Below are 25,233 nucleotides of genomic sequence, written 5' to 3' on the forward strand. Positions count from 1 at the left end.
GACGCCGCGGGCTCGGGAACGTCCGTCAGTCCTCTTCCGACTCCGCGGTGACCGGCGGCTGTGCGCGCAGCAGCTTGCGGCGGCGCATCAGCACCAGCGGCGCGGCACCGAGGAGGCCCACGGCGGCCGGGCCCGCGGTGCCCGCCGCGTTGATGCCCGGCTGGCTGAAGGTGCTGGGGATGGAGAGCCAGTCCCAGCGGTTGACCGGCCAGGCCACCGTGACGGCGCGGCCGACGACCTCGTTGTCGGACACCGTGCCGCCGCCGGGCAGCGTCATGTGGTACCGGGAGTCGAGGGAGTCCTGGCGGTGGTCGCCCATGACCCAGATCCGGTCCTTGGGCACGGTGACCTTGAACGGCCGGTCGGGGGTGCAGGGAGTGTTGCCCGCGAAGACGTACGGCTCGTCCAGCGCCTTGCCGTTGACCTTCACCGGTCCCGTGCCGTTGCACTCGACCGTGTCACCGCCGACGCCGATGACCCGCTTGATCAGGTCCTTCTCCTCGGCGGACGGCATCAGGCCGATGAAGCTGAGGCCCTTCTGCACGCCCCTGGTCACCGCGTTGCCGCTGGCGGGCGGATTCTCGCCTAGCCAGCCGCCCGGGTCGTGGAAGACGACGACCTCGCCGCGGCTCGGCTTGGAGCCGAACCAGGGGGTGAGCTTGTCGACCAGGACGCGGTCGCCGCGCTCCAGCGTGTGCTGCATGGAGTCGGACGGGATGGAGAACGCCTGCACCAGGAAGGTCTTGATCAGCAGCGCCAGGACCAGCGCGATGCCGATCAGGAGCGGCAGTTCCTTCCAGAACGACCGGTTCTTGCTCGCGGAGCCGCCCGAGGAGTGGGACGGCGGCCCGTCACCCGGGCCGGGGTCCCCGGGGCCGCCGGGGCCCTGGGGGCGGTCAGCGGGACCGCCCGCCGCGGGGTCCTGCGGGTCCGTGCCGTCCGCCGGTCCCACGGGGGCCTCCGGAGCCTGGCCGGGGACCTGACCCGCATCGGCGTGGCTGCCGGGGTACGACCCGCCGCCCGGGTACTGCCCGCCGCCGTACTCCGTACTGTCCGCGGGCTCGGGGACTCGGCCATCGGCCTCCGACTTGTCGACAGACGGCACCGTGACATCCCCTTTTTCGGGCTCGCCGGATCCAGACCGTGCGCCGACCACCAGGTCCCCCACATCCACTCCTCACTCCAGTCCGCCGCCTGCCCCGTTTCCGGCGCAGGCCCGCCACTCCCATAACGAGCGGGAGTTCCGCAGGAGTCGGTGTCTGGCTCGTTCCTTGGCCGTTGTTGGCCTGGGCCACCCTAGCCGTCCCGGCTGTGGCCGCGGTCGCCGCCACCTGCGCGTCGGGGACGGACGCGAACGTGCCGGGTTCCTTCAGTCGCTCCCAGTGACCGAACGGCCAGGCGATGACGAAGGCCCTTCCCACCACCAGATTCAGCGGAATCGTGCCGCCTCCGGGCTTGTCCGTGTGGTAGCGCGAGTCGGCCGAATCCGACCGGTGGTCGCCCATCACCCACAGCCTGCCCTGCGGTACGTGCACGGTGAATTTCATCATTGAGGGTGGATTACCGGCGTAAAGATACGGCTCGCTGAGGGGCACGCCGTTGACGGTGATGCGCCCGTCGGCGTCACAGCACTTCACGGTGTCGCCGCCGACGCCGATGACCCGCTTGATCAGGTCCTGCTCGTCGGCGGACGGCAGCAGGCCGATGTAGGTGAAGAACTGTTTCACCTGCTTGATCACCACGGGGTCGGGCTTCTTCTGCTCCTCGGGCGGCAGCCAGCCGCCGGGGTCCTTGAAGACCACGACGTCACCGCGGTGCGGCTCGGCGCCGAACCACGGGGTGAGCTTGTCGACCAGCACCCGGTCGCCGATCTTGATGGTCTGCTCCATCGAACCGGACGGGATGACGAACGCCTGGAGCAGGAACGTCTTGAGCACCAGCGCGATCAGCAGGGCCACCATGACCAGCAGCGGCACCTCCCTGGCGAGCGAGCGGCGGCGCTTGCGCTTGACCTTGCGGGCCAGTTTGCGGCGCTCGATACGGGTGCTGCCGCCGCCGGGCGGTCCGCCGTACGCCCCGTCGCCCGTACCGCTTCCCGGGGCGCCGCCCGCGCCGGTGCCCGCCGCGCCCGTCACCGGGGCGGCGCGGTGGTGGCCGTAGCGGGGCCGCCCGCGGTTACCCATGGTGACCCGCGGCGGGTGCGGGGACGGCGGCGAAGGTCGCGGGGCGGTTGAGCCGGGTCCAGTGGCCGAACGGCCAGCCGATCCACTCGGCGCGGCCGATGACCTTGCCGAGCGGTACGGTCCCGCCGCCCGGTTCCCCGAGGTGGTCCCGTGAGTCGCGGGAGTCGTCGCGGTGGTCGCCCATCACCCACAGCCTTCCGTCCGGCACCACGATGTCGAAAGGTACCTGCGAGGGCACATCGCCGGGGAAGAGATAGCCCTCGTCCAGCGGGCGGCCGTTGACCAGCAGCCTGCCCTGCTTGTCGCAGCAGGTGACGCGGTCGCCGCCGATGCCGATGACGCGCTTCACGTAGTCCGTCCCACCCTGCTGAGTGAACGATCCGTCACCGTCGAAGACGATCACGTCCCCGCGCCGCGGATGGCCGCCGAAACGGTACGCCAGTTTGTTGACCAGCACCCGGTCGCCGACCCGCAGGGTGTTCTCCATGGAGCCGCTGGGCACTTGGAAGGGCTGCACGACATACGTGCTCACCAGCAGCAGCGCGACGACGCAGCCGACCGCGAGCAGCACGGTACGCCGCCACTCCGCCCACCAGCGCGGCAGCGAGTCGCTCAGGAAGGACCGGGACCCGGGTCCTGGCACGCCGGGTCCCGACACGACGAAACGCGACCGCTCCTCCGTATCCGCCTGGTCGGCGGGAGAGGAACGGTCGCGTTCCGGAAGTGTCGCTTCGCTGTCCATCGAGGCCAGAGCTTATCCGGCCTTCCCATGGATCAGTTGTCGCGCTTCTCCTTGATCTTCGCGGCCTTGCCGCGCAGCTCACGGAGGTAGTACAGCTTCGCGCGACGGACGTCACCGCGGGTGACGACCTCGATCTTCTCGACGATCGGGGTGTGCACGGGGAACGTGCGCTCGACGCCGACGGAGAAGCTGACCTTGCGGACCGTGAAGGTCTCGCTGATGCCCGCGCCCTGGCGGCGGATGACAACACCCTTGAACTGCTGCACACGGGAGCGGTTGCCCTCGATGACACGCACGTGGACGTTGACGGTGTCGCCGGGGCGGAAGGCCGGGACGTCGGTGCGCAGCGAGGCGCTGTTGACGCTGTCGATCAGGTTGGGCATGAGATTCTGCTTCCTCGCCGATGCCACAGGTCATCGACGGAATGTCGCGGTGCGGATTTGCCAAAAAATGGGGTGCCACCGCGTCGGACGGACGTCGTTCCCCCTGTGGCAGGGGCGCGCGCCGGACGGACAGCAGCGGCTTATTCTTCCACGGCCTCCGGGCTGGGCCCAAATCGGCCGTCGGGGCCGGGTCCCCAGCCGAGGATGGAGAGCATCTCCCGGTCCTTCTTGTCGAAGGCAGCGGGGTCGCAACGCTCCACCAGATCGGGCCGGTTGGCGACGGTACGGCGCAGCGCCTCGTCCCGGCGCCAGCGCGCGACCTTGCCGTGGTGGCCGCTGAGCAGCACGTCGGGGATGCCGCGCCCGCGCCACCGCGGCGGCTTGGTGAAGACCGGGCCTTCCAGCAGATTGGCCATCGGTCCCGGCGCGAAGGAGTCGTCGCGGTGCGACTCGGCGTTGCCGAGGACGCCGGGCAGCAGCCGGGCCACCGCCTCGGTGATCACCAGGACCGCCGCCTCGCCGCCGGCCAGCACGTAGTCGCCGATGGAGACCTCGTGGACCGGCAGCCGGGTCGCGTACTCGTCGGTGACCCGGGTGTCGATGCCCTCGTATCGGGCGGGTGTGAAGATCAGCCAGGGGCTGGCGGAGAGTTCGACGGCGAGCGCCTGGGTGAAGGGCCGGCCGCTGGGGGTGGGGACGACGAGCGCCGGGCTGTGGGCGCCCGCCTCGTAGCCGTCGGCGAGTGTCTGGTCGAGCGCCTCGCCCCAGGGGCCGGTCTTCATGACCATGCCGGGTCCGCCGCCGTACGGGGTGTCGTCCACCGTGTTGTGCCGGTCGTACGCCCACCCGCGCAGGTCGTGCACCCGGACGTCCAGCCGCCCGCTCGCCCGCGCCTTGCCGACCAGCGAGACGTTCAGCGGCTCCAGGTACTCGGGGAAGATCGTGACGACGTCGATCCGCATGTCAGACGCCGTCCGCGTCGTCGGCCGCGCCGACCGGCTCGGCCGCGCGGGAGCCCGCCACTTCCGCCTCGGCCTCGTCCAGCAGCCCCGGCGGCGGGTCGATCACCGCGCGCTGCTCCTCCAGGTCGATCTCCGGCACGATCTCGCCGACGAACGGGATGAGCACCTCGGTGCCGTCCGGCCGCCGGACGATCAGCAGGTCCTGGTACGGGAGATGGCTGATCTCGGCGATCCGGCCGACCTCGCGCCCGTCGACCGTCACCACGTCGAGGTCGATGAGCTGATGGTCGTAGAACTCCTCGGGGTCCTCCGGCGTCTGCTCCGGGTCGACCTCGGCGATCAGCAGCGTATTGCGCAGCGCTTCGGCGGCGGTGCGGTCGGCGACGCCCTCGAAGCGCAGCATCAGCCGGCCGCTGTGCACGCGTCCGGTGGCGATGGTCAGCGGGCCCGTGGCGGCCGGGTCGGTGGCGAGGACGGCACCGGGCGCGAGCCGCAGCTCCGGCTCGTCGGTCCGCACCTCGACGCTGACCTCGCCCTTGATGCCGTGGGCGCGGCCGATCCTGCCGACTACCAACTGCATGTGCGGCTCACTCTCCGGCTCCGGAAAAGGAAGGGACGGGAAAACAGGAAGGGTCAGGAAGGGTCAGGGCTACGAACGCGGCGCGGGCCGGGAGCGGCGACTGCCACCCCCGGCCCGCGCCGGTGTTCTCTGTGTCGGCCCGCTCAGCGAGCCTGGTCCACGTCGACGAGGTCGACGCGGACACCACGGCCGCCGAGGGCGCCCACGACGGTACGCAGCGCGCGGGCGGTACGGCCGTTGCGGCCGATCACCTTGCCGAGGTCGTCGGGGTGCACCCGGACCTCGAGCACGCTGCCGCGCCGCAGGGTGCGCATACCCACGTGCACATCGTCGGGATTGTCGACGATGCCCTTCACAAGGTGCTCAAGGGCCTCCTCGAGCATGCTCAGACCTCGGTCGACTCGGCCGCGGCCGGAGCCTCGGCGGTGTCATCGGCCTTCTTCTCGGACTTCTCGGACTTCTCGGACTTCTTCGCCTTCGGGGTGATCGCCTCACCCTTGGGCTCGTCCGCGCTGTCCTTGGCGGCGGCCTCGAAGAGGGCGCGCTTGTCGGCCTTCGGCTCGGCGACGAGCAGCGGAGCCGGGGCCTCGAGGCCCTTGTACTTCTGCCAGTCACCGGTGAGCTTCAGGATGGCCATGACCGGCTCGGTCGGCTGGGCGCCGACGGAGAGCCAGTACTGCGCGCGGTCCGAGTCGACCTCGATGCGCGAGGGGTTCTGCACCGGGTGGTACAGGCCGATCTCCTCGATGGCCCGGCCGTCACGGCGGGTACGGGAGTCGGCGACGACGATGCGGTAGTGAGGCGAACGGATCTTGCCCAGACGCTTCAGCTTGATCTTGACTGCCACGGGAGTGGGTTCTCCTGGAATTGACGTGTTTGGGCGCAGCGGACTTCCACGTGGGGTTGTGGGAGTCGTCGCGCCCGGTGGACGCGTCAGCCGAAGGAGAGAGGGTTCCTGCACGGCTGTCGAGTTCTCGACTGGACATTCTGCCACACTCAGCCGACCCCGACGACCTCCGGGATCCGGAACGGCTGCCCGCAGGCCCCGCACATGATGGGCGCCTGAGCCAGTACCGACGGGACGACCCGGACATTGCGCCCGCAGTCGCACACGGCCTTGACCCGCACCCCGCCGCCCGACGAGCCGTGCCTGGCGGCCGGCCCGCGGAAGGAGCGTGCGGTGTCGGCGGTGGTGGCCACGGTGTGCGCCTTGAGGGCGCGCTGTAGCCGGTCGATGGTGACCCGGTAGCGCTTCCGGGTGTCAGGGCGCATCACCACGAGGGAGAAGCCGCTGCTCGGGTGCGGCTCCTCCGCGTGATCGAGGCCCATTTCGTCGGCGATGGCCAGGAATCGGCGGTTGTGGTAGCGGCCGGCACGCGAGGTGTCACGGATTCCGCGGGCAGCGGCGATCCCGTGCACGGCCTCGTGCAGCAGCCTTTCGAAGGAGAGCTCGTTGCCGCAGGCGGACGACGACTCTCCGATCAGGGACTCGGGCGCGGCCAGGTCGGGCAGCTCGGGATGGTGCCGTTGAATATCGGCCCAGGCGACTGCCAGCTCGGCGGCGAGAACAGGTGGTGTCGTGCTCACGCCGTGACAACGAGCCGGGCGCTCCCGGTGTTCCGATACCGGGCTACCGTAAATAATTTGCACTGATCGGTCAGTTCCGGATGATGCGCATGACGAAGGGCGGGTGTGCAGGTCTGTGGAGAACCCGCGCACCCGCCCCATCGACGGACGATTCACATATAACGCACGCCGCTTTTCGGTCAGCGGACGCGAGCGGCCTCAGTAGGCGCGCGCGACGATCGCCAGCGTGCCAGGAGCGTCGTCGGCGTCCGGCACCGAACCGTCGGGCGCGACCAGGCAGCGTACGGAAACGCCCTGCTCAGCGAGCTTGGCCTCGCCCTCGGGACCGAGATCGGCCCACGGGATGCGGGCCCAGCCGGTGGCGGCGGCCTCGGCGGCCTCCTCGATCGTCGCGACGTCCACGGTGCGGGACGTCCGGCGCTCGCGGGACTCGCGCAGCAGCGTCGCCTGGTCCTCTTCGAGCACCTTGGGCAGCAGGTCGGCCAGGGTGTCGATGGCGACCGGCTCCTTGCCTCCGGGAATCCGGCGGGCCAGCATCGCGGTGCCCGCCTCCAGGTCGCGCGGCCCGATCTCGACGCGGACGGGCACGCCCTTCAGCTCCCAGTCGACCGCGCGGCGGCCGAAGGGGGTGTCGGTGCGGTCGTCCACGTGCACGCGCAGCCCGGCCGCGCGCAGCGTCTGGCCGATCTCCCGCACCTTGGCGACGACCGCCTCGTCGCCCTTGATCGCCAGCACCACGACCTGGGTCTGCGCCAGCCGCGGCGGCACCCGCAGCCCGTTGTCGTCGCCGTGCATCATCACCAGGGCGCCGATCATCCGCGTCGTGCTGCCCCAGGACGTCTGCCAGACGTGCTCCTGCGTGCCGTCCTTCGACAGGTACTGCGTGTGGAACGCCTTGGCGAAGTTCTGCCCCAGTTCGTGGCTGGTGCCGAGCTGGAGCGCCTTGCCGTCACCCATCATCCCTTCCAGGGTGAGGGTGTTGATCGCGCCCGCGAACCGCTCCTTGGCGGTCTTGCGGCCGAGGACGACGTCCATCGCCAGCACGTTCTCCATGAAGTCCGCGTAGACGTCCTTCTGGATCCGGGCGGCGTAGGCGCGCGCGTCCTCGTACGTGGCGTGGGCGGTGTGGCCCTCCTGCCAGAGGAATTCGGTGGTGCGCAGGAACAGCCGCGGGCGCAGCTCCCAACGGACCACGTTCGCCCACTGGTTGATCAGCAGCGGCAGGTCGCGGTAGCTCTGCACCCACTTGGAGAAGTACTCGTTGATGATCGTCTCGGACGTGGGCCGGACGACGATCGGCTCTTCCAGCTCCTTGCCGCCGCCGTGCGTGACGACCGCCAGCTCGGGCGCGAAGCCCTCGACGTGCTCGGCCTCGCGCGTCAGGTACGACTGCGGGATGAAGAGCGGGAAGTACGCGTTCTGCGCGCCCGCTTCCTTGATCCGCGCGTCCATGTCCTGCTGCATCCGCTCCCACAGGCCGTAGCCGTAAGGCCGGATGACCATGGTGCCGCGCACCGGGCCGTTGTCGGCCAACTCGGCCTTGCTGATCAGGTCCTGGTACCAGCGCGGGAAATCATCCGCCTGGGGGGTGAGAACGGGAGCCTTTGCCATGACGCAGATGTTACGGCCCCGCCCGCCCCGAGCGTGAATCGGTCCGGTCGGGCCCGGGACCGGTGCGGCGCCTGGGCGGGTAGTTCCAAAAATGGGCACTCCGGACCCTGGACGGCGTCGGGATTCAGCAGTTGTCTGGCTTTCGGGGACGCAAGCGGCAGGTACGGCACCACGGGGGCAAAACGACGGCGCACATCTGATTGGGGCGGTCGATGGCTTCTACGCTCTATCGCGGAACCAGGTCCGACGCGGAGAGCAGGGCGCGGGACTGGGCGGAGATCCAGGAACGGATGCTCGTCCCGCTGTACGAGAGCGTGTACGACCGGCTGGAGGTCGGCCCGGACACCCGGTTACTGGGCCTCGGCTGCGGCGCGGGGCTCGCGCTGCTGCTGGCGGCGGACCGGGGCGCGACCGTCACCGGCTTCGAGACGGACGAGCAGCGGCTGGCGCTGGCCCGTGAACGGCTGCTTCCCGCGCATCCCTGGGGCGGCCCGGCCCGCGCCCGCGGCAGGACGCGGCTGACGTCGGGGGTTCCGCACCGGCTCTCCGGCGGCTTCGACCTGGTCACGGCCTTCGACCCGGCGGCTCCCGCGGCCGAGTCGCTGCCGTCGCTGTGCGCCGCGGCGGCCACGGCGGACCCGGACACCGCGATCGTCCTGGCGGGCTGGGGTCCGCCCGAGCGCTGCGCGACCTCGCGAGTCCTGCGGGTGGCGACCCGGCTGGCGGAGCCGCGCGGGCCCGCCGCCCGGGAGGTGCGGCTCAGCGGCCGGGACGACCTGGAGCATCTGGCACTCGCCGCGGGGCTGCGCCCTGACGGCTCGGGGCGGGTGTCCTGCCCCTTCGGCTACCCGGATCTGCCGAGCGCGGTGCGCGGTCTGCTCTCCACCGGGCTCTTCGACGCGGCGGTCGAGGCCACCGACCGGCAGCAGGTCGACAAGGAGATCGCCGAGGCGCTGCACCCGTACCGGCGGCCGGACGGCTCGGTGCGGATGGAAAACGTCTTCCGGTATCTGATCGTCCGCGCGTGAGACGCCTCTGACGCGCGGTGACCGGAGGGAAACCGGCCCGGCGGGCAGGCCGGGCGCGGGCGGGCACAGGTGGGCGCGGGCAGGCGCGGGCAGGCGGGCGTAGGTAAAATCTTGCCCCGCTCCGGCAACGGGCCGGCATCTGATCCCGCGGCGGCGTCGTATACGAAACGGCGCACGCGGCCCGCGGAAAACCAGGCGGCCCGCGGAAATTCGGTGGACCGCCCCGCCGCGCGTCGGACAGGGTCGGCAGCGTGCCCGACACCTCCCCAGCGCTCCCGGCCGCCGCCCCGACCACCGTCCGTCTGACGAAGGCCGGCCGCGAGAAGCGCCGCTATCCCGCGACCGTGCTGCACGACGACGGCGTACGCGTGACCGTACGCGCCGACTGGGCGGCGCCCGAGGCCAGGGACTTCGGCTTCGTCCGCTTCGAGCCCGGTGACGTGTTCACCGAGACCTACTGGCGCGACCGCTGGTACGCCGTGAAGGAGGTGCGCGACGGGCGCGGCTCGCTCAAGGGCTGGTACTGCGACATCGCCAGGCCCGCGCTCGTGGCCGCCGACGGCCTCACCGTCGAGGATCTGGACCTCGACCTGTGGGTGTCCGCCGACGGCACGGCCGTACTGCGCCTGGACGAGGACGAGTTCGCGGCGAGCGGCCTGCCTGGCACCGACCCCGAGGCCGCGGGGCGGGCCGTCCGCGCGCTGGACGAACTGGAGGCGCTGGCACGGGCCGGAGGACTGCGCGGGCTGCTGGCCTGAGGGATGCGCACCCTGTCGGATACGTCAGTCGGCCGGCAGACCCGGCCACTCCTCGGCGGTGAGCGCGAACCGCTCGTGGTCGCGCCACGCGTCGTTGATGAAGAGCATGCGCGGGGAGAAGCCCTCGTGACGGAAGCCGAGCCGCCTGGCCATCGCCACCGAACGGCCGTTGTCCGGCTGGACGTTGATCTCCAGGCGGTGCAGCCCGAGGCCGTTCGGATAGCTGGTGAAGCAGCGGTCCACCACCAGCCGCAGCCCCTCGCTCATCCGGCCGGTGCCGTTGTACGGCAGGTAACTGTCATAGCCCAGCGCGGCGTTGCGGAACCGGGCCCGCACGATGTTGGCGACATTGCACTTGCCGACCAGGCCGCCGTCCTCGTCGTTGAAGATGAGGAAGGTCCGCAGCTCGCCGCCCTGCTGCCGCAGCAGCTCGTGGAAACCGTCCGGGTCCACCGGATTCCACGGCCTGAGGTGTTCCGCTGAGCGCAGCACCGCCGCGCGGTGTGCTTCGGCGTCTGCGGGCCTGGGCTCTCGAATGGAAACGCGCATAGGCCCATCATCGCCTCCCGTACGGCGTGCGCGCCCGCGGGATGCGCACGCCGCCGGGTCCCGTCGCCGGGCTCAGCCCATGAACTTCTTGAACTCGTCGGGCAGTTCGAAGTTCTCGCCGCCCGGGGGCAGACCGAACGGGCTGTCGCCCTCCTGCCCCTGGCCCTGCTGCTCGCGGCGGGCGGCGGCAGCCTCGGCCTCCGCCTTGCGCTTCATCGGGTTGCCGCTCTGCCGCTTGCCCTTGGCCTGCTTCTGCTGCTTCTTCTGCCGCCCCGGGCCGCCGCCCATGCCCGGCATCCCCGGCATTCCCGGCATGCCGCCGCCCTGGGCCATCCGCGACATCATCTTGCGCGCCTCGAAGAACCGCTCCACCAGGCCCTTGACCGCGCTGACCTCGACGCCGGAGCCCTTGGCGATACGGGCGCGGCGCGAGCCGTTGATGAGGTGCGGGTCCTGCCGCTCGCCGGGCGTCATCGACTTGATGATCGCGGCGGTGCGGTCGACGTCCTTCTCGTCCAGATTGTTGATCTGGTCCTTGATCTGGCCCATCCCCGGCAGCATGCCGAGCAGCTTGGAGATGGAGCCCATCTTGCGGACCTGCTCCATCTGGGCCAGGAAGTCGTCCAGCGTGAAGTCCTTGCCGCCCTTGCTGCTCTGCAGCTTGGCGGCCATCTTCTCGGCCTCGGCCTGGCTGAAGGTCTGCTCGGCCTTCTCGATCAGCGACAGCATGTCGCCCATGCCCAGGATCCGGGAGGCCATCCGGTCCGGGTGGAACGCGTCGAAGTCGTCCAGCTTCTCGCCGTTCGACGCGAACATGATCTGCTTGCCGGTGACGTGCGCGATCGACAGCGCGGCGCCGCCCCGGGCGTCGCCGTCCAGCTTGGACAGCACCACGCCGTCGAAGCCGACGCCGTCGCGGAACGCCTCCGCGGTGTTGACCGCGTCCTGGCCGATCATCGCGTCGACGACGAAGAGGATCTCGTCGGGGCGTACGGCGTCGCGGATGTCCGCGGCCTGCCGCATCAGCTCCTCGTCGACACCGAGGCGGCCCGCGGTGTCGATCACGACGATGTCGTACTGCTGGGTCTTCGCGAACTCCAGGGAGTCCCCGGCGACCTTGACCGGGTCGCCCACCCCGTTGCCCGGCTCGGGCGCGTAGACGGCGACGCCCGCGCGCTCGGCGACGACGCTGAGCTGGTTGACGGCGTTGGGGCGCTGGAGGTCGCAGGCGACCAGTAGCGGGGTGTGTCCCTGGCCCTGGAGCCACTTGCCGAGCTTTCCGGCGAGCGTCGTCTTGCCGGCGCCCTGGAGGCCCGCGAGCATGATCACGGTCGGCGGCTGCTTGGCGAACCTCAGGCGGCGGGTCTCGCCGCCGAGGATGCCGACCAGTTCCTCGTTGACGATCTTGACGATCTGCTGCGCGGGATTGAGCGCCTTGGAGACCTCCGCGCCCAGGGCGCGCTCCTTGACGTTCGCGATGAAGGAGCGCACGGCGGGGAGGGCGACGTCGGCTTCGAGCAGCGCGATCCGGATCTCGCGCGCGGTGGCATCGATATCCGCCTCGGACAGACGGCCTTTGCCCCGGAGGTTTTTGAAGGTTGCTGCAAGGCGGTCGGAGAGGGTATCGAACACGTCGGTCGTGGATCCTCGCGTCGGGGGTGGGCGGTGGTCGTCCTCAAGGGTACTTGGCCGACCCCCGTTCGGTTCGCCCCGGATTCATAGTCGCCGCCCCGGCCGCCCCCTCACCGCGGCGCCTTCTCGACTCACCTCAGCGCCTTCTCGACCTGTCGGGCCACCTCGGCCGCGCGGGCGGGGGGCAGCGGATCGCCGTCCTTGCCGACGACGTAGAAGGCGTCGACCGCGTTGGCGCCCAGGGTGGAGATCCGCGCGGAGCGGACGGTGACGGCGGCGGCGGTCAGGGCGAGGCCGATGCGGTGCAGCAGGCCGGGGGCGTCGTGGGCGCGGACTTCGAGGACGGTGGCGGTCTGCGAGGTGCCGCCGGGGGCGACGGAGACGCGGGGCGGCGGCGGGGTGATGCCGCGCCGCCGCGGATAGGCGGCCTCCCGCTCGGCGAGCCTGGCCTCGATGTCCAGGGTGCCCTCGAAGGCGCGGGCGAGGTCCGCGCGGAGCCTGGCGGCCTCGGGCAGCGCGCCGTACTCGGCGGAGACCCGCCAGGTCAGCAGCGCGATCGGGCCCTCGTCGATGGGGTCGACGGCGCGCAGGTCTGCGGCCCTGACGGTGAGCCGGTGCAGGGCGAGGACGCCCGCGGCCTGGGCGACCAGGCCGGGCCGGTCGGGGACGGCGAGGACGAGTTCCACGCCCAGCGCCTCGTCCTGGGCGTCGCCCTCGGCCTCGGGTTCGGTGTGGGCGTGCAGCGCCAGCACCGGGCCGCCGGTGCGGGCGGCCTCGATGACCAGGCGTTCCTCCTCGGCGGTGGGCTCGCGCTCGGCGACCTGCGGGAGCGCGCCGCTGTCGAGGGCCCCGGCGACCCGGTCCACCAGGTCGGCCAGGAGCGAGGCCCGCCAGGTGCTCCAGGCGGCGGGCCCGGTGGCCAGCGCGTCGGCCTCGGTGAGGGCGGCGAGCAGTTCCAGGGTGGAGGTGTCCCGTACGGTCTCGGCGACCGACCGGATGGTCTCGGGGTCGTCGAGGTCGCGGCGGGTCGCGGTGTCGATGAGCAGCAGGTGGTGGCGGACCAGCAGGGCGAGGGTGTCGACGTCGGCCTCGTGGAAGCCGATCCGGGTGGCGACGTCGCGGGCGATGACCTCGCCCGCCTCGCTGTGGTCGCCGGGCCAGCCCTTGCCGATGTCGTGCAGCAGCGCGGCGGTCAGCAGCAGGTCGGGGCGGCCGACGCGGCGGGTCAGCCCGGCGGCCTGCACGGCGGTCTCCACCAGGTGCCGGTCGACGGTGAAGCGGTGTACGGCGTTGCGCTGCGGGCGGCAGCGGACCCGCTCCCAGTCGGGCAGCAGCCGGGTGATCAGCCCTTCGGCCTCCAGCGCCTCCCAGACCTGGACGGTGGACTCGCCGGCGTCCAGCAGTGTCACGAACTGTTCGCGGGCCTCCCCCGGCCACGGCACGGGCAGCGGCTTGGCCGACGCGGCGAGCCTGCGGACGGCGTGCAGCGACAGCGGCAGCCCGGCCTGGGCCGCTGCCGCCGCCGCGCGCAGGGCCAGTACGGGGTCGCGGTCGGGTCTGGCGGCCAGTGCCAGCACGGCCTCGCCCTCCTGCTCCACGACGCCGTCGGCCAGCGGTACGCGCTCGGGGGTGTGGACGGCGGCGGGGGCGCCTCCCGGGCCGGAGGCTCTGGGGGAGGTACGGCCGCGGCCGAGCAGTCCGCGGCGGCGGGGCCGCTGCTGGCGTGAGCGCAGGACGCGGCCGACCTCGCGCCAGGTGACGTCGGAGGCGTACGCGATCCGCCGGGCCGCCTCGTAGACCTGGCGCAGCAGTGCGTCGGCGTCGAGCAGGCCGAGCGCGTCGGCGACCTGGTCCTGCTCCTGGAGGGCGAGCCGGTCGGTGGCGCGGCCGGTGGCCAGGTGCAGGGCGTCGCGGGCGTCCAGCAGGGTGGTGCGGGCCTCTTCGAGGCCCTCGCGGGGCGCGTCGGCGAGCCAGGAGGCGGCGACGGCCCGCAGGGCGGTGGCGTCGCGCAGGCCGCCGCGGGCCTCCTTGAGGTCGGGTTCCAGCAGGTACGACAGCTCGCCCTGGCGTTCGGCGCGCTCCTGGCACATCTCGTGCAGCGCGGGCAGCCGTTTGGGTGCCTGATTGCGCCAGTCGGCCAGGACGCTGCTGCGCAGGGCCGCGGTGAGCGCGGAGTCGCCCGCGATGTGCCGGGCGTCGAGCAGGCCGAGCTGGACCTTGAGGTCCTCCGCCGCGGTCTGCCGGGCCTCCGCCGGGGTGCGTACCGAGTGGTCCAGGGCCAGGCCGAGGTCCCAGACCGGGTACCAGAGGCGGTCGGCGAGGGCCGCGACGGTCTTCTGCGAGTCGTGCAGCAGCACCAGGTCGAGGTCGCTGCGCGGTGACAGCTCGCCGCGCCCGTAGCCGCCGACGGCCAGCAGGGCGAAGCCCGTGGTGCCGGTGGCCGCCGCGGCCTCGGTGGCGAGCTGCGCGAGCCACTGGTCGGTGAGGGCGGCCAGGGCCGCACGGCGCGGCGGCCCGGACCGCGCCTCCTCGGTGAGGAGGCGCAGCCGGGCCGCCGCGTAACTGCTGTCCTGCGCTTCGACGCTGTCGGTCACTCGTTCTCCACGCTGGGGGCCAATGGAATGGTCCTGGAGCGCGTCGGGGCCGCGCCCGTCGGTCTAGAGCGCGTCCGGGCCGCGCTCGCCGGTGCGGACCCTGACGGCCGTGTCGACCGGCAGACTCCACACCTTGCCGTCACCGATCTTGCCGGTTCTGGCCGCTTTCACGATCACTTCGATGAGCTGGTCGGCGTCCGCGTCCTCCGCCAGCACCTCTATGCGGATCTTCGGCACCAGGTCGACGGTGTACTCCGCGCCCCGGTAGACCTCGGTGTGTCCACGCTGCCGACCGTAGCCGCTGGCCTCGGTGACCGTGAGGCCGTGGACGCCGAACGCCTGGAGCGCTTCCTTGATCTCGTCGAGCCGGTGGGGCTTCACGACGGCGGTGATGAGCTTCACGCGTCCACCTTCTTGCTGGCGGCGTCCGCCTCGCTGGTCGCACCGGGGGCGGGAACGGAGGACCGGCCGCCGACACCCGCGAAGTCGTACGCGGTCTCGGCGTGCAGGACCTGGTCGACGCCGGTGACCTCTTCGTCGTCGGTGACCCGGAAGCCCATGGTGACGTCGATGAGCTTGGCGAGGACCGCGGCGCCCACCAGGGAGTAGCCGAGGACCGCGCCGACACCGATGAACTGGAGGCCGAGCTGGTGCCAGCCGCCCCCGTAGAAGACGCCCTTGGCGGTCTGGCCGACGCCGCCGGTGGCGAAGAAGCCGATCAGCAGGGAGCCGACGATGCCGCCGACCATGTGGACGCCGACGACGTCGAGCGAGTCGTCGTAGTTGAAGCGGTACTTCAGGCCGACGGCCGCGGCGCAGGCGACACCGGCGATCACACCGACGGCGATGGCGCCGAGCGGGGAGACCGAGCCGCAGGCCGGGGTGATCGCGACCAGGCCGGAGACCGCGCCGGACGCGGCGCCCAGGGTGGTGAAGGAGCCGTGCCTGATCCGCTCGTAGATCAGCCAGCCGAGCATCGCGGCGGCGGTGGCGACCTGGGTGTTGGTGAAGGCCACGGCGGCGACGCCGTCGGAGCCGAGCCAGGAGCCCGCGTTGAAGCCGAACCAGCCGAACCACAGCAGGCCGCAGCCGAGCATGACCAGCGGGAGGCTGTGCGGGCGCATCGGGTCCTTCTTGAACCCGTTGCGCTTGCCGATCACAAGGATGACTCCGAGGGCCGCGGCGCCGGCGTTGATGTGCACCGCGGTACCACCGGCGAAGTCGATGACACCCTTCTTGAACAGCCAGCCGTCGGAGGCCCACACCCAGTGCGCGACCGGGAAGTAGACGACCGTGGCCCACAGGGTGATGAACAGCGCCCATGCGGTGAACTTGACGCGGTCGGCGAGGGCGCCGCTGATGAGCGCCGGTGTGATGATCGCGAACATGAGCTGGAAGACGGCGAAGACATAGACCGGGATCCCGTATCCCGGCCAGAGCTCCGAGATACCGATACCGCGCATGCCCACCCAGTCGGTGCCGCCCATGAAGCCGCTACCGCTGTCGAAGGCGAAACTGAATCCGTACAGCGTCCAGAGAATGGTGATGATGCCCAGACTGATAAAACTCATCATCAGCATGTTCAGGGCGCTCTTGACGCGCACCATGCCGCCGTAGAAGAAGGCGAGACCTGGGGTCATCACCATCACTAGGGCGGCGCTGATCAGCATGAACGCCGTACTTCCGGTATCGAGCTTGGGCGCATCCGCGGCCAGCGTGATGATGGCTGGTGCCATCGGCGTCTCCTCGTCATCCGAACGGCCCGTGCGGGCGGTGCAAGGGTTGGGCCGGTTTTCGCCAAGAGATTCGCTCAGGCGGGTTTCCGACGATGCCGCACGGTGTTTCGGCGCCGTGACGAAGAAGTCGCGCGTGTTACGTAAAGGTGAACCGGCCGTACGTGACCGGAAGGCTGTATACGCGTGTGACGTGGGATGGGATACGAAGCGGATACGGACCGGCCACGAGTCAGGGAAGCCGGTCGGATACCCGTCGGTATACGGGACGGCCGGGACAGGCGTGACGGTATTGCCGCGTCACGGGGACGGCCGCGCCGACGTTTACGCGGACGCGGCGACTTCCGGGAGTTCCACCGAGAGCCGGTCGGAGAGCGCGACGACCTCGGCGACACCGCCGTAGTCGCGTACCGCGGACTGGGTGGTCTTGCGGATGCGGGTGTTGACGCGCTCGGAGCGGACCCGCTTGGCGACGGTGATGGCGTCCTCGGTGCAGTGGGCCGCCTGCTCGGGGTTCTGCTGGAGCAGGTGCACGGTGGCCAGGCCCACCAGGTTGAGCGCGTACGCGCGTTGGTGCACCGGGTCGTTGCTGAACAGCTCGACGGCGCGCTCCATGACGGGGTGCGCGAGGGAGGCGTACGTGGGGCTGCGGCCCGCGATGTAGGCGAGGTCGCGGTAGGAGTGCGCGTTCTCCGCGTTCAGTTCGGCCTCGTTGAAGAAGCTGATCCAGGACGGGTCCTCGGCCGGGCGGGAGTCGCTCCAGGTGTCCTCGGCCATCCGGACGGCGCGGTGGCACTTGTTGACCTGGCCCATGTTGGCGTACGCGCGGGCCTCCAGCGAGTGCAGCATCGCCTGGGTGGTGGCGGTGGCCGAATCCCGACTGCCGTACTGGGCGAGGTGGATGAGCTCCAGGGCGTCGTCCGGCCGGTCCAGGTGGATCATCTGACGGCTCATCGAGGACAGGATGAAGGCGCCGAGCGGCCGGTCGCCCGCTTCTTTTGCGGCGTGCAGCGCGAGCACCAGGTATTTCTGGGCGGTGGGCTGGAGTCCGACGTCGTAGCTCATCCATCCGGCGAGCGCGGCGAGGTCGGCGGTGATCCGGTACAGCCTGCGGGCCACGGCCTCGGGCTGCGGTTCCTGGAGCAGGTCGGTGACCTCGTGGAGCTGGCCGACGACGGCTTTGCGGCGCAGACCGCCGCCGCACTGGTTGTCCCACTCGCGGAACATCACGGTGGTGGACTCCAGGAGCTGCAACTCCTGTTCCGACAGCCGTGAGGGGCGCCCCGCGGCGTCGCGGGGCGCGGTGAGCAGCGGGCCGTCGGCGGGTGCGGGGCCCTGCGGGCCGGCCGCGGCGGTGCCGGTGGGCACCAGCCAGCGCTGCATGGGCTCGACGAGCGCGGGGCCCGCGGACAGCGCGAGCGAGGCGCCGAGGAAGCCGCGGCGGCCGAGCATCAGGTCGCTGCGGGAGAACTCGTTGATCAACTGGACGGTCTGCGGGCCCGCCCACGGCAGGTCCACGTCGCCGCCCGCGGCGGGCTGGTGCGCGGAGCGCAGCCCCAGGTCCTCGACGGGCACCACGCAGCCGAAGCGCTCGGAGAACAGCTCGGACAGGATGCGCGGGATGGGCTCGCGGGGCTGCTCGCCGTCGAGCCAGCGGCGCACGCGTGAGGTGTCGGTGCTGACGTGGTGGGCGCCCAACTGCCGTGCCCTGCGGTTCACCTGACGGGCCAGCTCGCCCTTGGACCAGCCACTGCGCACGAACCAAGAGGTCAACTGCGCGTTGGGCTGCTTCTCTTGTGTGCCGCCCACGGTCAAGCCCCCATCCGAACTAGCTCAACCCTTTGGATACCAGGGCTGGTTGAGTCCTGTCGACACCGCACGCACCGCCGTACGCATGCCTCCGGCATAACCGAGCAGGCGTGCGGGCGGCCCTCGTCGGCCTACGAACCGAAAGTAATCCTACGATCACCCGTCCGCGACCGTTGTTGCGGAAACGCCACCATTCGCCACCCCTTCGAATGAACTCGACTATGGCGACAGGCGATTCACTTGACACATGCCGGTCGGACGAGGTCAGGCGGGTGCGTAACCATCGGGCGCGGCGATCCGTTGGAGGTGTCATGGTGTTCACGATCGGCAGCATGCGGGAGATCCGGCAGCAGCGGACCGGAGGGCGGTCCGGGGTTCGGCCCGGCGCGCGCCGGCGAACGCGCGCCGCCGTGTGCACCACTGTCGCGGAGTACACGGGCTTGTGCGGCTGGGCCGTGGTGCCCGGTGCGCGGGCCTCGCGCGGCGGCGGTTCGTGCTCGTGCGGCGCGGACGACTGCAAGGAGCCCGGCGCGCATCCGCTGCCCTTCGCCGACGAGATCCCGGCGGGGACCACGCTTGAGCGGGCCGCCCATGCCTGGTCACAGGTGCCGGGGGCCGCGGTGCTGCTGCCCGCGGGGCGGTCCTTCGACGTGCTCGACGTGGCCGAGGCGTCCGGGCGCGGGGCGCTGGTACGGCTGGAGCGGATGGGGCTGCGGCTGGGCCCGGTCCTGCTGACGCCGACGGGGCGCGCGCAGTTCTTCGTCGCGCCGGGCGCCGCCGCCGAACTGCCGCACCTGCTCTACCGGATGGGCTGGGACGACGCGCGCCTCGACCTGTGGTGCCTGGGCCCCGGCGACCATGTGACCGCTCCCCCGTCCGACCTCGGCGGCCACGGCCCGGTCCGCTGGCTCCGCGAGCCGGTCCTCGACTCGGCCGCCCAGCCCCCCGAGGCCCGCCTCCTGCTCGGCACTCTGGCGTACGTCAGCCACCGCGACAGCGCCTTCGCCTGAGCCCTGCCGCTGCCGCTGCCGCTGCCGCCTGCCGCCTGCCGCCTGCCGCCTGCCGCCTGCCGCCTGCCGCCTGCCGTACACAACCAGGTACGAGTAAGGGGCGCTCACCTGGGTGAGCGCCCCTTACCGCAGCCGTACGACGGGGCCTAGTCCCCGATGAGTCCCCGTTCAGTCCCCGATGAGCGCGTCTACGAAAGCGCCCGGCTCAAACGGGGCCAGGTCGTCGGCGCCCTCACCGAGGCCGATGAGCTTGACCGGGACGCCCAGGTCGCGCTGGACGGCGACGACGATGCCGCCCTTGGCCGTGCCGTCGAGCTTGGTGAGGACGATGCCGGTGATGTCGACGACCTCGGCGAAGACGCGGGCCTGGACGAGGCCGTTCTGGCCGGTGGTGGCGTCGAGGACGAGCAGCACCTCGTCGACCGGGCCGTGCTTCTCGACGACCCGCTTGACCTTGCCCAGCTCGTCCATCAGGCCGGTCTTGGTGTGCAGGCGGCCCGCGGTGTCGATGAGCACCGCGTCGGCGCCCTCGGCGATGCCTTCCTTGACCGCGTCGAAGGCGATGGAGGCGGGGTCGCCGCCCTCGGGGCCGCGTACCGTACGCGCCCCGACGCGCTCGCCCCAGGTCTGGAGCTGGTCGGCGGCGGCGGCGCGGAAGGTGTCGGCCGCGCCGAGCACGACGCTGTGGCCGTCGGCGACCAGCACGCGGGCGAGCTTGCCCGTGGTGGTGGTCTTGCCGGTGCCGTTGACGCCGACGACCATCAGGACGGCCGGGGACTCCTCGTGGCTCTCGGTGCGCAGGGTGCGGTCCAGCTCCGGGTCGAGGAGCGTGATCAGCTCTTCGCGGAGCAGCCCGCGCAGCTCGTCCGGCGTCCGGGTGCCGAGCACCCGCACGCGGGTCCGCAGCCGCTCGACCAGCTCCTGGGTGGGCGCGACGCCGACGTCGGCGGTGAGCAGGATCTCCTCGATCTCCTCCCAGGTGTCCTCGTCGAGCCGTTCACGGGAGAGCAGCGTGAGCAGGCCCTTGCCCAGCGAATTCTGCGAGCGCGACAGCCGTGAGCGCAGCCGGACGAGGCGTCCCGCCGTGGGCTCCGGCTGTTCGATCACCGGCGCCTGGGGGACCTGCACCTCCTCCACGGCGTCGGGCGCGGCGGTCGCGCCGGGCAGCTCGACCTCTTCGATGGTCCTGCGGGGCTCCTCCCGCGGGGTCTCGGCCTCGTCACCGACGTGCGGTTCCGCGGGAGGCGCGGTGACGGACGGGCTGCTCGGCGGCGTCGGCGGGAGCTGCCGCTTCTTGCGGCGGCTGCCGACGACCAGTCCACCGGCGCCGAGGATCACGACCAGGGCGATGACTACGGCAAGGACGACGATTTCCATGGTTTCTTTCGGAGCCTTTCACCAGGTCAGGGCGTGTGCATGCTAGCCCACCGACCCTCGGGACCACCGAGGCGTCACGGCTCGGTCAGGCACACGCGCACGTCAACCGTACGGGAAACCCCCCGTCCGCCCAGGACCCGCGCCCGTATCCGCGCCCGTATCCGCGCCGCGCGAGCGACGGACGGCGGCTTTCCCCTGCCAGGTCCGGCCCGGCCCGGCCCGCCACAGCCCTGTGAATCTGACGCTACGTCAGCTAATCTCCGGTCGCCCGCATCCGGCGAAGGGGGCCGTCCGCCATGACCGTGACCGTCGTGCGCATGAATCTGATCGATCCGGGGGCCGAACCGAAGGCACTCGGAGCCCGGTACCGGGCGGCCCTGGAGATGGCCAGGTACGCCGACGAGCACGGTGTCACCACCGTGCAGACCGAGGAGCACCACGGCGCGGAGAACAACTGGCTCTCGGCGCCGCTGGCCTTCGCGGGGGCCGTGCTCGGCGCCACCAGCCGGATCTCGGTGACCGTGTCCGCGCTGATCGGGCCGCTGCACGACCCGCTGCGGCTCGCGGAGGACCTGGCCGTACTGGACCTGGTCAGCGGCGGGCGGCTGGTCACGGTGGCCGGGATCGGCTACCGCCCGGAGGAGTACGCGGCCTTCGGCCAGGACTGGCACCGGCGCGGCGCCCTCCAGGACGAGGTGCTCGACACGCTGATCGCGGCCTGGACCGGCGAGCCCTTCGACTACCGCGGCCGTACCGTACGCGTCACGCCCCGCCCGTACTCCCGGCCGCATCCGCCGCTGCTGATCGGCGGCAGCTCACGGGCCGCGGCCCGCAGGGCGGCCCGGCTCGGCCTGCCGTTCTTCCCCAGCGCGCACCTGCCGGAACTGGCGGCGTACTACGAGGAGCGGCTGGCCGCGTACGGCACGGAGGGCTGGTGCCTGATGCCCCCGGCCGACGTGCCGCTGCTGCACATCGCGGAGGACCCGGACCGGGCCTGGGCCGAGTACGGCGGGCACCTGCTGCACGAGGCGCGCACGTACGCGTCCTGGCAGTCGGGCGACATCCACTCGGCGGTCCGCTCGGCCGCGTCGGGCGTGGCGGAACTGCGCGCGGAGGGCGTCTACCGGATCGTCACACCGGCGCAGTGCGTCGCCCTCGCCGAGGCGGGCGGTGACCAGGCGAGCCTGGTGCTGCACCCGCTGTGCGGGGGCATGCCCGTCGACGAGGGCTGGCGGAGCCTGCGGCTGCTGGCGGAACAGGTGCTCCCCAAGCTGGCCGCGTGACGCGTCGCGGACGCCGGGTGCGGCGTCACCCCATCTCCTCCAGCGTCTTGCCCTTCGTCTCCTTCACGAACAGCAGTACGAACGGGATGGAGGCCACCGCGAAGCACGCGTAGATGACGTACGTGCCCGACAGATTCCAGTCCGCCAGGCTCGGGAAGCTCGCGGTGATGGCCCAGTTGGCGATCCACTGCGCGGAGGCGGCGACGCCGAGCGCCGCGGCCCGGATCTTGTTGGGGAACATCTCGCCGAGGAAGACCCAGACGATGACACCCCACGACAGGGCGAAGAAGAGCACGAAGCAGTGGGCGGCGATCAGGGCGACCGTGCCCTCGGTGTTCGGCAGGGTGGCGCCGGACTTGGCCGAGAAGGCCCACGCCTCCAGGGCGAGCGCGACGGCCATGCCCGTGGAGCCGATCAGGGCCAGCGGCTTGCGGCCGATCCGGTCCACGAAGATCATCGCGATCACCGTGCCGATGATGTTCACGATCGACGTGGTGAAGGAGTAGAAGAACGAGCTGCTGGGGTCGATGCCGACGGACTGCCACAGCGTGGACGAGTAGTAGAACGCCACGTTGATGCCGACGAGTTGCTGGAACATGGACAGGCCGATGCCGATCCAGACGATCGGCAGGAAGCCCCCGCGCGAGCCGAGCAGGTCCTTGAAGGTCGACTTGTGCTCGCGGCGCATGGCGGTCTGGATCTCGGCGACACGGGCGTCCAGGTCGGTGTCCGCGCCCTCGATGTCGGCGAGTACGGCCTTGGCGTCCTTCTCCCGGTTCACGGAGATCAGGAAGCGCGGCGACTCGGGGATCGCGAACGACAGCATCCCGTAGATCACCGCGGGGATGACCATCACGCCGAGCATGATCTGCCACGCCTCAAGGCCGATGATGTGGCCGCGCTGGTCGCCGTGGGCGCCCTTGAGGATGGCGTAGTTGACGAGCTGCGAGACGGCGATGCCGAGCACGATGGCGGCCTGCTGGAACGAGGCGAGCCTGCCGCGGTAGGCGGGCGGCGAGACCTCGGCGATGTAGGCCGGGCCGATGACCGAGGCCATGCCGATCGCGAAACCGCCGATGATCCGCCACAGGGCCAGGTCCCACAGCGCGAAGGGCAGTGCCGAGCCGACGGCGCTGACGGTGAACATGACGGAGGCGATCTGCATGCAGCGGATTCGGCCGATCCGGTCGGCGATCCGGCCCGCGGTCGCCGCGCCGATGGCACAGCCGATCAGGGCGATGGCGATGACCTGCGCGAGCGTGCCGGAGCCGATGTCGTACTTGTCACGGATGGCCTCGACGGCGCCGTTGATGACGGAGCTGTCGTAGCCGAAGAGAAAGCCGCCCATGGCGGCGGCGGCCGTGATGAAGATGATGTGGCCGAGGTGTTCCGGCAGTGCGTTGTGGTCTGCCGGCGCGGAGGATCGTGGGGTGCTGGTCAAGATGGCTCCTCGGGCTCGGCGGTGAGCCCTCACATGAGGGTCTGGATCTTCGAGTGTCAGCCGACGCGCCGGTCGCCACCACTCGGGAACCGGGCGTGACCCGGAGCCCTACGCGGTCGGCTGCTTGCCGTTCCGCAGCCGCTGGCTGATCACCTTGGACACACCGTCACCCTGCATCGATACGCCGTACAGGGCATCAGCGACCTCCATCGTCCGCTTCTGGTGCGTGATCACGATGAGCTGCGAACTCTCCTGGAGCTCCTCCATGATCCGGATGAGCCGCTGGAGATTGGTGTCGTCCAGCGCGGCCTCGACCTCGTCCATCACGTAGAACGGACTCGGCCGGGCCTTGAAGATCGACACCAGCATCGCCACCGCGGTCAGCGAGCGCTCACCGCCCGACAGGAGCGACAACCGCTTGACCTTCTTCCCGGGCGGACGCGCCTCAACCTCCACACCTGTGGTCAGCATGTTGTCCGGGTCGGTGAGCAGCAGCCGGCCCTCCCCGCCGGGGAAGAGCCGCGAGAAGACGCCCTCGAACTCGCGGGCGGTGTCGTGGAAGGCGGCCGTGAAGACCTGTTCCACCCGCTCGTCCACGTCCTTGATCACCTGGAGCAGGTCGGCCCGTGTCTTGCGCAGGTCCTCCAACTGCTCGGTGAGGAACTTGTGCCGCTCCTCCAGCGCCGCGAACTCCTCAAGCGCCAGCGGGTTGACCTTGCCGAGCTGCGCGTACGCCTTCTCCGCCGCCTTCAGCCGCTTCTCCTGTTCGGGGCGGTGGTACGGGCGCGGCTGGTTGCGCGGGTCCTCCGGGTCCTCGGGCAGGAGCTCGCCCTCGGCGGGCGGCGACGGCGGCACGAGCTGGTCGGGGCCGTACTCGGCGACGAGCCCCGCGGGCTCCATGCCGTGCTCCTCCAGCGCCTTGGCCTCCAACTGCTCGATCCGCATGCGCTTCTCCGCGCCCAGCACCTCGCCCTTGTGGACGTCGCCGGTCAGCCGGTCCAGCTCGCTCTTCAGATCCCGGCCGCGCCGCCGTTCCTGGCCCAGCTCCGCCTCGCGCTCCGCTCTCGCCCGCTCGGCGGCGGCCCGCTCCTGCTCGGCGCGGCCCAGCGAGATCTGGACGCAGTCCAGCAGCGCGCGGGCGCCCTCCGCCACGGCCGCCGCGACGGACGCCTCATAGGCGAGCCGGGCCCTGCGCTGCTGGGCGCGGGCCCGGGTCTCGCGCTCGGCGCGCGCCGCCCGGTCCAGGCCGTCGGCCCGGCCCGCAAGGCCCTTGACCCGTTCCTCGTGCGTACGGACCTGGAGCCGCGCCTCCATCTCGGTCTGCCGGGCGTTCGCGCCGTCGGCGGACAGCCGGTCCCGTACGGAGGTGTCCGGCTCCTCCTCGCCGGGCTCCTCCTCGGCCTCGCTCAGCCGGTACGACAGCTCCTCGAACTCCTCGCGGGCCGCCGCCAGCGCCTCCTCGGAGCGGCCCACGGCCGCGGCGGCCCGGTCCGCCTCCCCCGCCGCCGCCCTGGCCTGGCCGCCGAACCGGCCCAACTGCTGCGCGACCGACGACTTCTCCTTCTCCGCCGCGCGGCGGAGCTGCGTCAGCGCCTCGACCTCGCGCGTCGCCACCGCCCGCCGCTCCTTGGCGTCCTGCTGCTCGGCCGCCAGCGCCGCACAGCGCGCGTCGAGCCGCTCCAGCTCGGCCGTCGCCTCGTCGACCTGCGCCTGCACTTCCAGCAGGCTGGGCGCCTTCGCCGAGCCGCCCTGCGCGAGGTGCGCGGACAGCACATCACCCTCCGCGGTCACCGCGGTCAGCTCAGGACGCCGTCCGACCAGCGCCTCGGCCTCCTCCAGCGACTCCACGACGACGATCCCGTCCAGCAGCCGCCGCACCGCGGGCAGCAACTCCCCGTCCGCGGCGACCAGTTCCACCGCCCACCGCGCCTGCGCCGGCAGCCCTGCGGCCTCCGGCCTCGGCCCCGGGAC

General features: G+C 71.5%; 23 protein-coding genes. 4 read left to right on the top strand and 19 right to left on the bottom strand.

Going from position 1 to position 25,233, the window contains the following annotated elements; genetic code table 11:
• Positions 1-25: 25 nt before the first annotated feature.
• The 10 genes from lepB (BGM09_RS10450) to proS form a co-directional block, all read right to left on the bottom strand.
• On the bottom strand, positions 26-952 hold the full coding sequence (gene lepB, locus BGM09_RS10450; RefSeq protein WP_188281215.1) for a signal peptidase I: 927 nt from the start codon (positions 950-952) through the stop codon (positions 26-28).
• A complete protein-coding gene (gene lepB, locus BGM09_RS10455; RefSeq protein WP_188281216.1) occupies positions 897-2,183 on the bottom strand; it encodes a signal peptidase I in 1,287 nt (428 codons plus the stop codon). The genes lepB (BGM09_RS10450) and lepB (BGM09_RS10455) overlap by 56 nt, the downstream gene beginning before the upstream one ends.
• Positions 2,176-2,925, bottom strand: coding sequence for a signal peptidase I (gene lepB, locus BGM09_RS10460; RefSeq protein ID WP_188281217.1), 750 nt, complete (start codon positions 2,923-2,925; stop codon positions 2,176-2,178). The genes lepB (BGM09_RS10455) and lepB (BGM09_RS10460) overlap by 8 nt, the downstream gene beginning before the upstream one ends.
• A 32-nt stretch (positions 2,926-2,957) precedes the next feature.
• Entirely contained in the window at positions 2,958-3,308 is a 351-nt protein-coding gene (gene rplS / locus BGM09_RS10465; protein ID WP_093716565.1) for a 50S ribosomal protein L19, read from the bottom strand.
• 140 nt (positions 3,309-3,448) lie between these two features.
• Entirely contained in the window at positions 3,449-4,270 is an 822-nt protein-coding gene (gene trmD, locus BGM09_RS10470) for a tRNA (guanosine(37)-N1)-methyltransferase TrmD (RefSeq protein ID WP_188281218.1), read from the bottom strand.
• 1 nt (position 4,271) lies between these two features.
• Positions 4,272-4,850: a ribosome maturation factor RimM gene (rimM, locus tag BGM09_RS10475; protein ID WP_188281219.1), complete on the bottom strand. Its 579-nt coding sequence runs from the start codon at positions 4,848-4,850 to the stop codon at positions 4,272-4,274.
• Between the two features lie 143 nt (positions 4,851-4,993).
• Entirely contained in the window at positions 4,994-5,233 is a 240-nt protein-coding gene (locus BGM09_RS10480; RefSeq protein ID WP_188281220.1) for an RNA-binding protein, read from the bottom strand.
• Positions 5,234-5,235: 2 nt separating this feature from the next.
• Positions 5,236-5,697, bottom strand: a complete 462-nt coding sequence (gene rpsP, locus BGM09_RS10485) for a 30S ribosomal protein S16 (protein WP_188281221.1) — start codon at positions 5,695-5,697, stop codon at positions 5,236-5,238.
• Positions 5,698-5,846: 149 nt separating this feature from the next.
• On the bottom strand, positions 5,847-6,437 hold the full coding sequence (locus BGM09_RS10490; RefSeq protein ID WP_188281222.1) for a hypothetical protein: 591 nt from the start codon (positions 6,435-6,437) through the stop codon (positions 5,847-5,849).
• 198 nt (positions 6,438-6,635) lie between these two features.
• Positions 6,636-8,048, bottom strand: coding sequence for a proline--tRNA ligase (gene proS, locus BGM09_RS10495; RefSeq protein ID WP_188281223.1), 1,413 nt, complete (start codon positions 8,046-8,048; stop codon positions 6,636-6,638).
• Positions 8,049-8,260: 212 nt separating this feature from the next.
• Here proS and BGM09_RS10500 point away from each other — a divergent pair, with 212 nt between their 5' ends.
• Both BGM09_RS10500 and BGM09_RS10505 read left to right on the top strand, forming a co-directional pair.
• Positions 8,261-9,076, top strand: a complete 816-nt coding sequence (locus BGM09_RS10500) for an SAM-dependent methyltransferase (protein ID WP_188281224.1) — start codon at positions 8,261-8,263, stop codon at positions 9,074-9,076.
• A gap of 251 nt (positions 9,077-9,327) precedes the next feature.
• Positions 9,328-9,834 (top strand): DUF402 domain-containing protein, encoded by a 507-nt coding sequence (locus tag BGM09_RS10505; RefSeq protein WP_188281225.1) that lies wholly within the window; start codon positions 9,328-9,330, stop codon positions 9,832-9,834.
• A gap of 24 nt (positions 9,835-9,858) precedes the next feature.
• On the opposite strand, the gene BGM09_RS10510 is transcribed toward BGM09_RS10505, so the two are convergent.
• From BGM09_RS10510 to BGM09_RS10535, 6 genes are all read right to left on the bottom strand, one after another.
• Positions 9,859-10,383 (bottom strand): GNAT family N-acetyltransferase, encoded by a 525-nt coding sequence (locus tag BGM09_RS10510; protein WP_188281226.1) that lies wholly within the window; start codon positions 10,381-10,383, stop codon positions 9,859-9,861.
• A 72-nt stretch (positions 10,384-10,455) separates the two neighbouring features.
• Positions 10,456-12,015 (bottom strand): signal recognition particle protein, encoded by a 1,560-nt coding sequence (gene ffh, locus BGM09_RS10515; RefSeq protein ID WP_188281227.1) that lies wholly within the window; start codon positions 12,013-12,015, stop codon positions 10,456-10,458.
• Between the two features lie 131 nt (positions 12,016-12,146).
• Entirely contained in the window at positions 12,147-14,609 is a 2,463-nt protein-coding gene (locus tag BGM09_RS10520; protein ID WP_188281228.1) for a [protein-PII] uridylyltransferase, read from the bottom strand.
• 63 nt (positions 14,610-14,672) lie between these two features.
• Entirely contained in the window at positions 14,673-15,011 is a 339-nt protein-coding gene (locus tag BGM09_RS10525) for a P-II family nitrogen regulator (protein WP_188281229.1), read from the bottom strand.
• The gene (locus BGM09_RS10530) at positions 15,008-16,345 is read right to left on the bottom strand and encodes an ammonium transporter (protein ID WP_188281230.1); all 1,338 of its coding nucleotides are present in this window, start codon (positions 16,343-16,345) and stop codon (positions 15,008-15,010) included. Before BGM09_RS10530 ends, BGM09_RS10525 begins: the two co-directional genes overlap by 4 nt.
• A 321-nt stretch (positions 16,346-16,666) precedes the next feature.
• Entirely contained in the window at positions 16,667-18,151 is a 1,485-nt protein-coding gene (locus BGM09_RS10535; protein ID WP_317452633.1) for a hypothetical protein, read from the bottom strand.
• Positions 18,152-18,462: 311 nt separating this feature from the next.
• Between BGM09_RS10535 and BGM09_RS10540 the strand changes: the two genes are divergently transcribed.
• Positions 18,463-19,161, top strand: coding sequence for a bifunctional DNA primase/polymerase (locus BGM09_RS10540; RefSeq protein ID WP_188281232.1), 699 nt, complete (start codon positions 18,463-18,465; stop codon positions 19,159-19,161).
• A gap of 168 nt (positions 19,162-19,329) precedes the next feature.
• Here the strand turns inward: BGM09_RS10540 and ftsY are convergent, their stop codons facing one another.
• Positions 19,330-20,538, bottom strand: coding sequence for a signal recognition particle-docking protein FtsY (gene ftsY, locus BGM09_RS10545; protein WP_188281233.1), 1,209 nt, complete (start codon positions 20,536-20,538; stop codon positions 19,330-19,332).
• A 296-nt stretch (positions 20,539-20,834) separates the two neighbouring features.
• Between ftsY and BGM09_RS10550 the strand changes: the two genes are divergently transcribed.
• Entirely contained in the window at positions 20,835-21,821 is a 987-nt protein-coding gene (locus BGM09_RS10550; RefSeq protein ID WP_188281234.1) for an LLM class flavin-dependent oxidoreductase, read from the top strand.
• 25 nt (positions 21,822-21,846) lie between these two features.
• Here BGM09_RS10550 and BGM09_RS10555 read toward each other — a convergent pair whose 3' ends face one another.
• Positions 21,847-23,262 (bottom strand): sugar porter family MFS transporter, encoded by a 1,416-nt coding sequence (locus BGM09_RS10555; RefSeq protein WP_223186626.1) that lies wholly within the window; start codon positions 23,260-23,262, stop codon positions 21,847-21,849.
• A 108-nt stretch (positions 23,263-23,370) separates the two neighbouring features.
• Positions 23,371-25,233, bottom strand: a 1,863-nt coding sequence (locus BGM09_RS10560; RefSeq protein ID WP_188281235.1) for an AAA family ATPase, incomplete at its 5' end; no start/stop codon positions are given.

It is taken from the genome of Streptomyces sp. CBMA29 (assembly GCF_014596445.1).
GTDB lineage: Bacteria > Actinomycetota > Actinomycetes > Streptomycetales > Streptomycetaceae > Actinacidiphila.

What these genes read in the sequence shown, in the direction of transcription:
- BGM09_RS10500 (WP_188281224.1), top strand. Translation starts at nt 8,261, where the DNA reads ATGGCTTCTACGCTCTATCGCGGAACCAGGTCCGACGCGGAGAGCAGG.
- lepB (WP_188281216.1), bottom strand. Translation starts at nt 2,183, where the DNA reads ATGGGTAACCGCGGGCGGCCCCGCTACGGCCACCACCGCGCCGCCCCG.
- BGM09_RS10510 (WP_188281226.1), bottom strand. Translation starts at nt 10,383, where the DNA reads ATGCGCGTTTCCATTCGAGAGCCCAGGCCCGCAGACGCCGAAGCACAC.
- proS (WP_188281223.1), bottom strand. Translation starts at nt 8,048, where the DNA reads ATGGCAAAGGCTCCCGTTCTCACCCCCCAGGCGGATGATTTCCCGCGC.
- rimM (WP_188281219.1), bottom strand. Translation starts at nt 4,850, where the DNA reads ATGCAGTTGGTAGTCGGCAGGATCGGCCGCGCCCACGGCATCAAGGGC.
- BGM09_RS10480 (WP_188281220.1), bottom strand. Translation starts at nt 5,233, where the DNA reads ATGCTCGAGGAGGCCCTTGAGCACCTTGTGAAGGGCATCGTCGACAAT.
- lepB (WP_188281217.1), bottom strand. Translation starts at nt 2,925, where the DNA reads ATGGACAGCGAAGCGACACTTCCGGAACGCGACCGTTCCTCTCCCGCC.
- ftsY (WP_188281233.1), bottom strand. Translation starts at nt 20,538, where the DNA reads ATGGAAATCGTCGTCCTTGCCGTAGTCATCGCCCTGGTCGTGATCCTC.
- BGM09_RS10550 (WP_188281234.1), top strand. Translation starts at nt 20,835, where the DNA reads ATGACCGTGACCGTCGTGCGCATGAATCTGATCGATCCGGGGGCCGAA.
- BGM09_RS10530 (WP_188281230.1), bottom strand. Translation starts at nt 16,345, where the DNA reads ATGGCACCAGCCATCATCACGCTGGCCGCGGATGCGCCCAAGCTCGAT.
- trmD (WP_188281218.1), bottom strand. Translation starts at nt 4,270, where the DNA reads ATGCGGATCGACGTCGTCACGATCTTCCCCGAGTACCTGGAGCCGCTG.
- rplS (WP_093716565.1), bottom strand. Translation starts at nt 3,308, where the DNA reads ATGCCCAACCTGATCGACAGCGTCAACAGCGCCTCGCTGCGCACCGAC.
- BGM09_RS10540 (WP_188281232.1), top strand. Translation starts at nt 18,463, where the DNA reads ATGGTGTTCACGATCGGCAGCATGCGGGAGATCCGGCAGCAGCGGACC.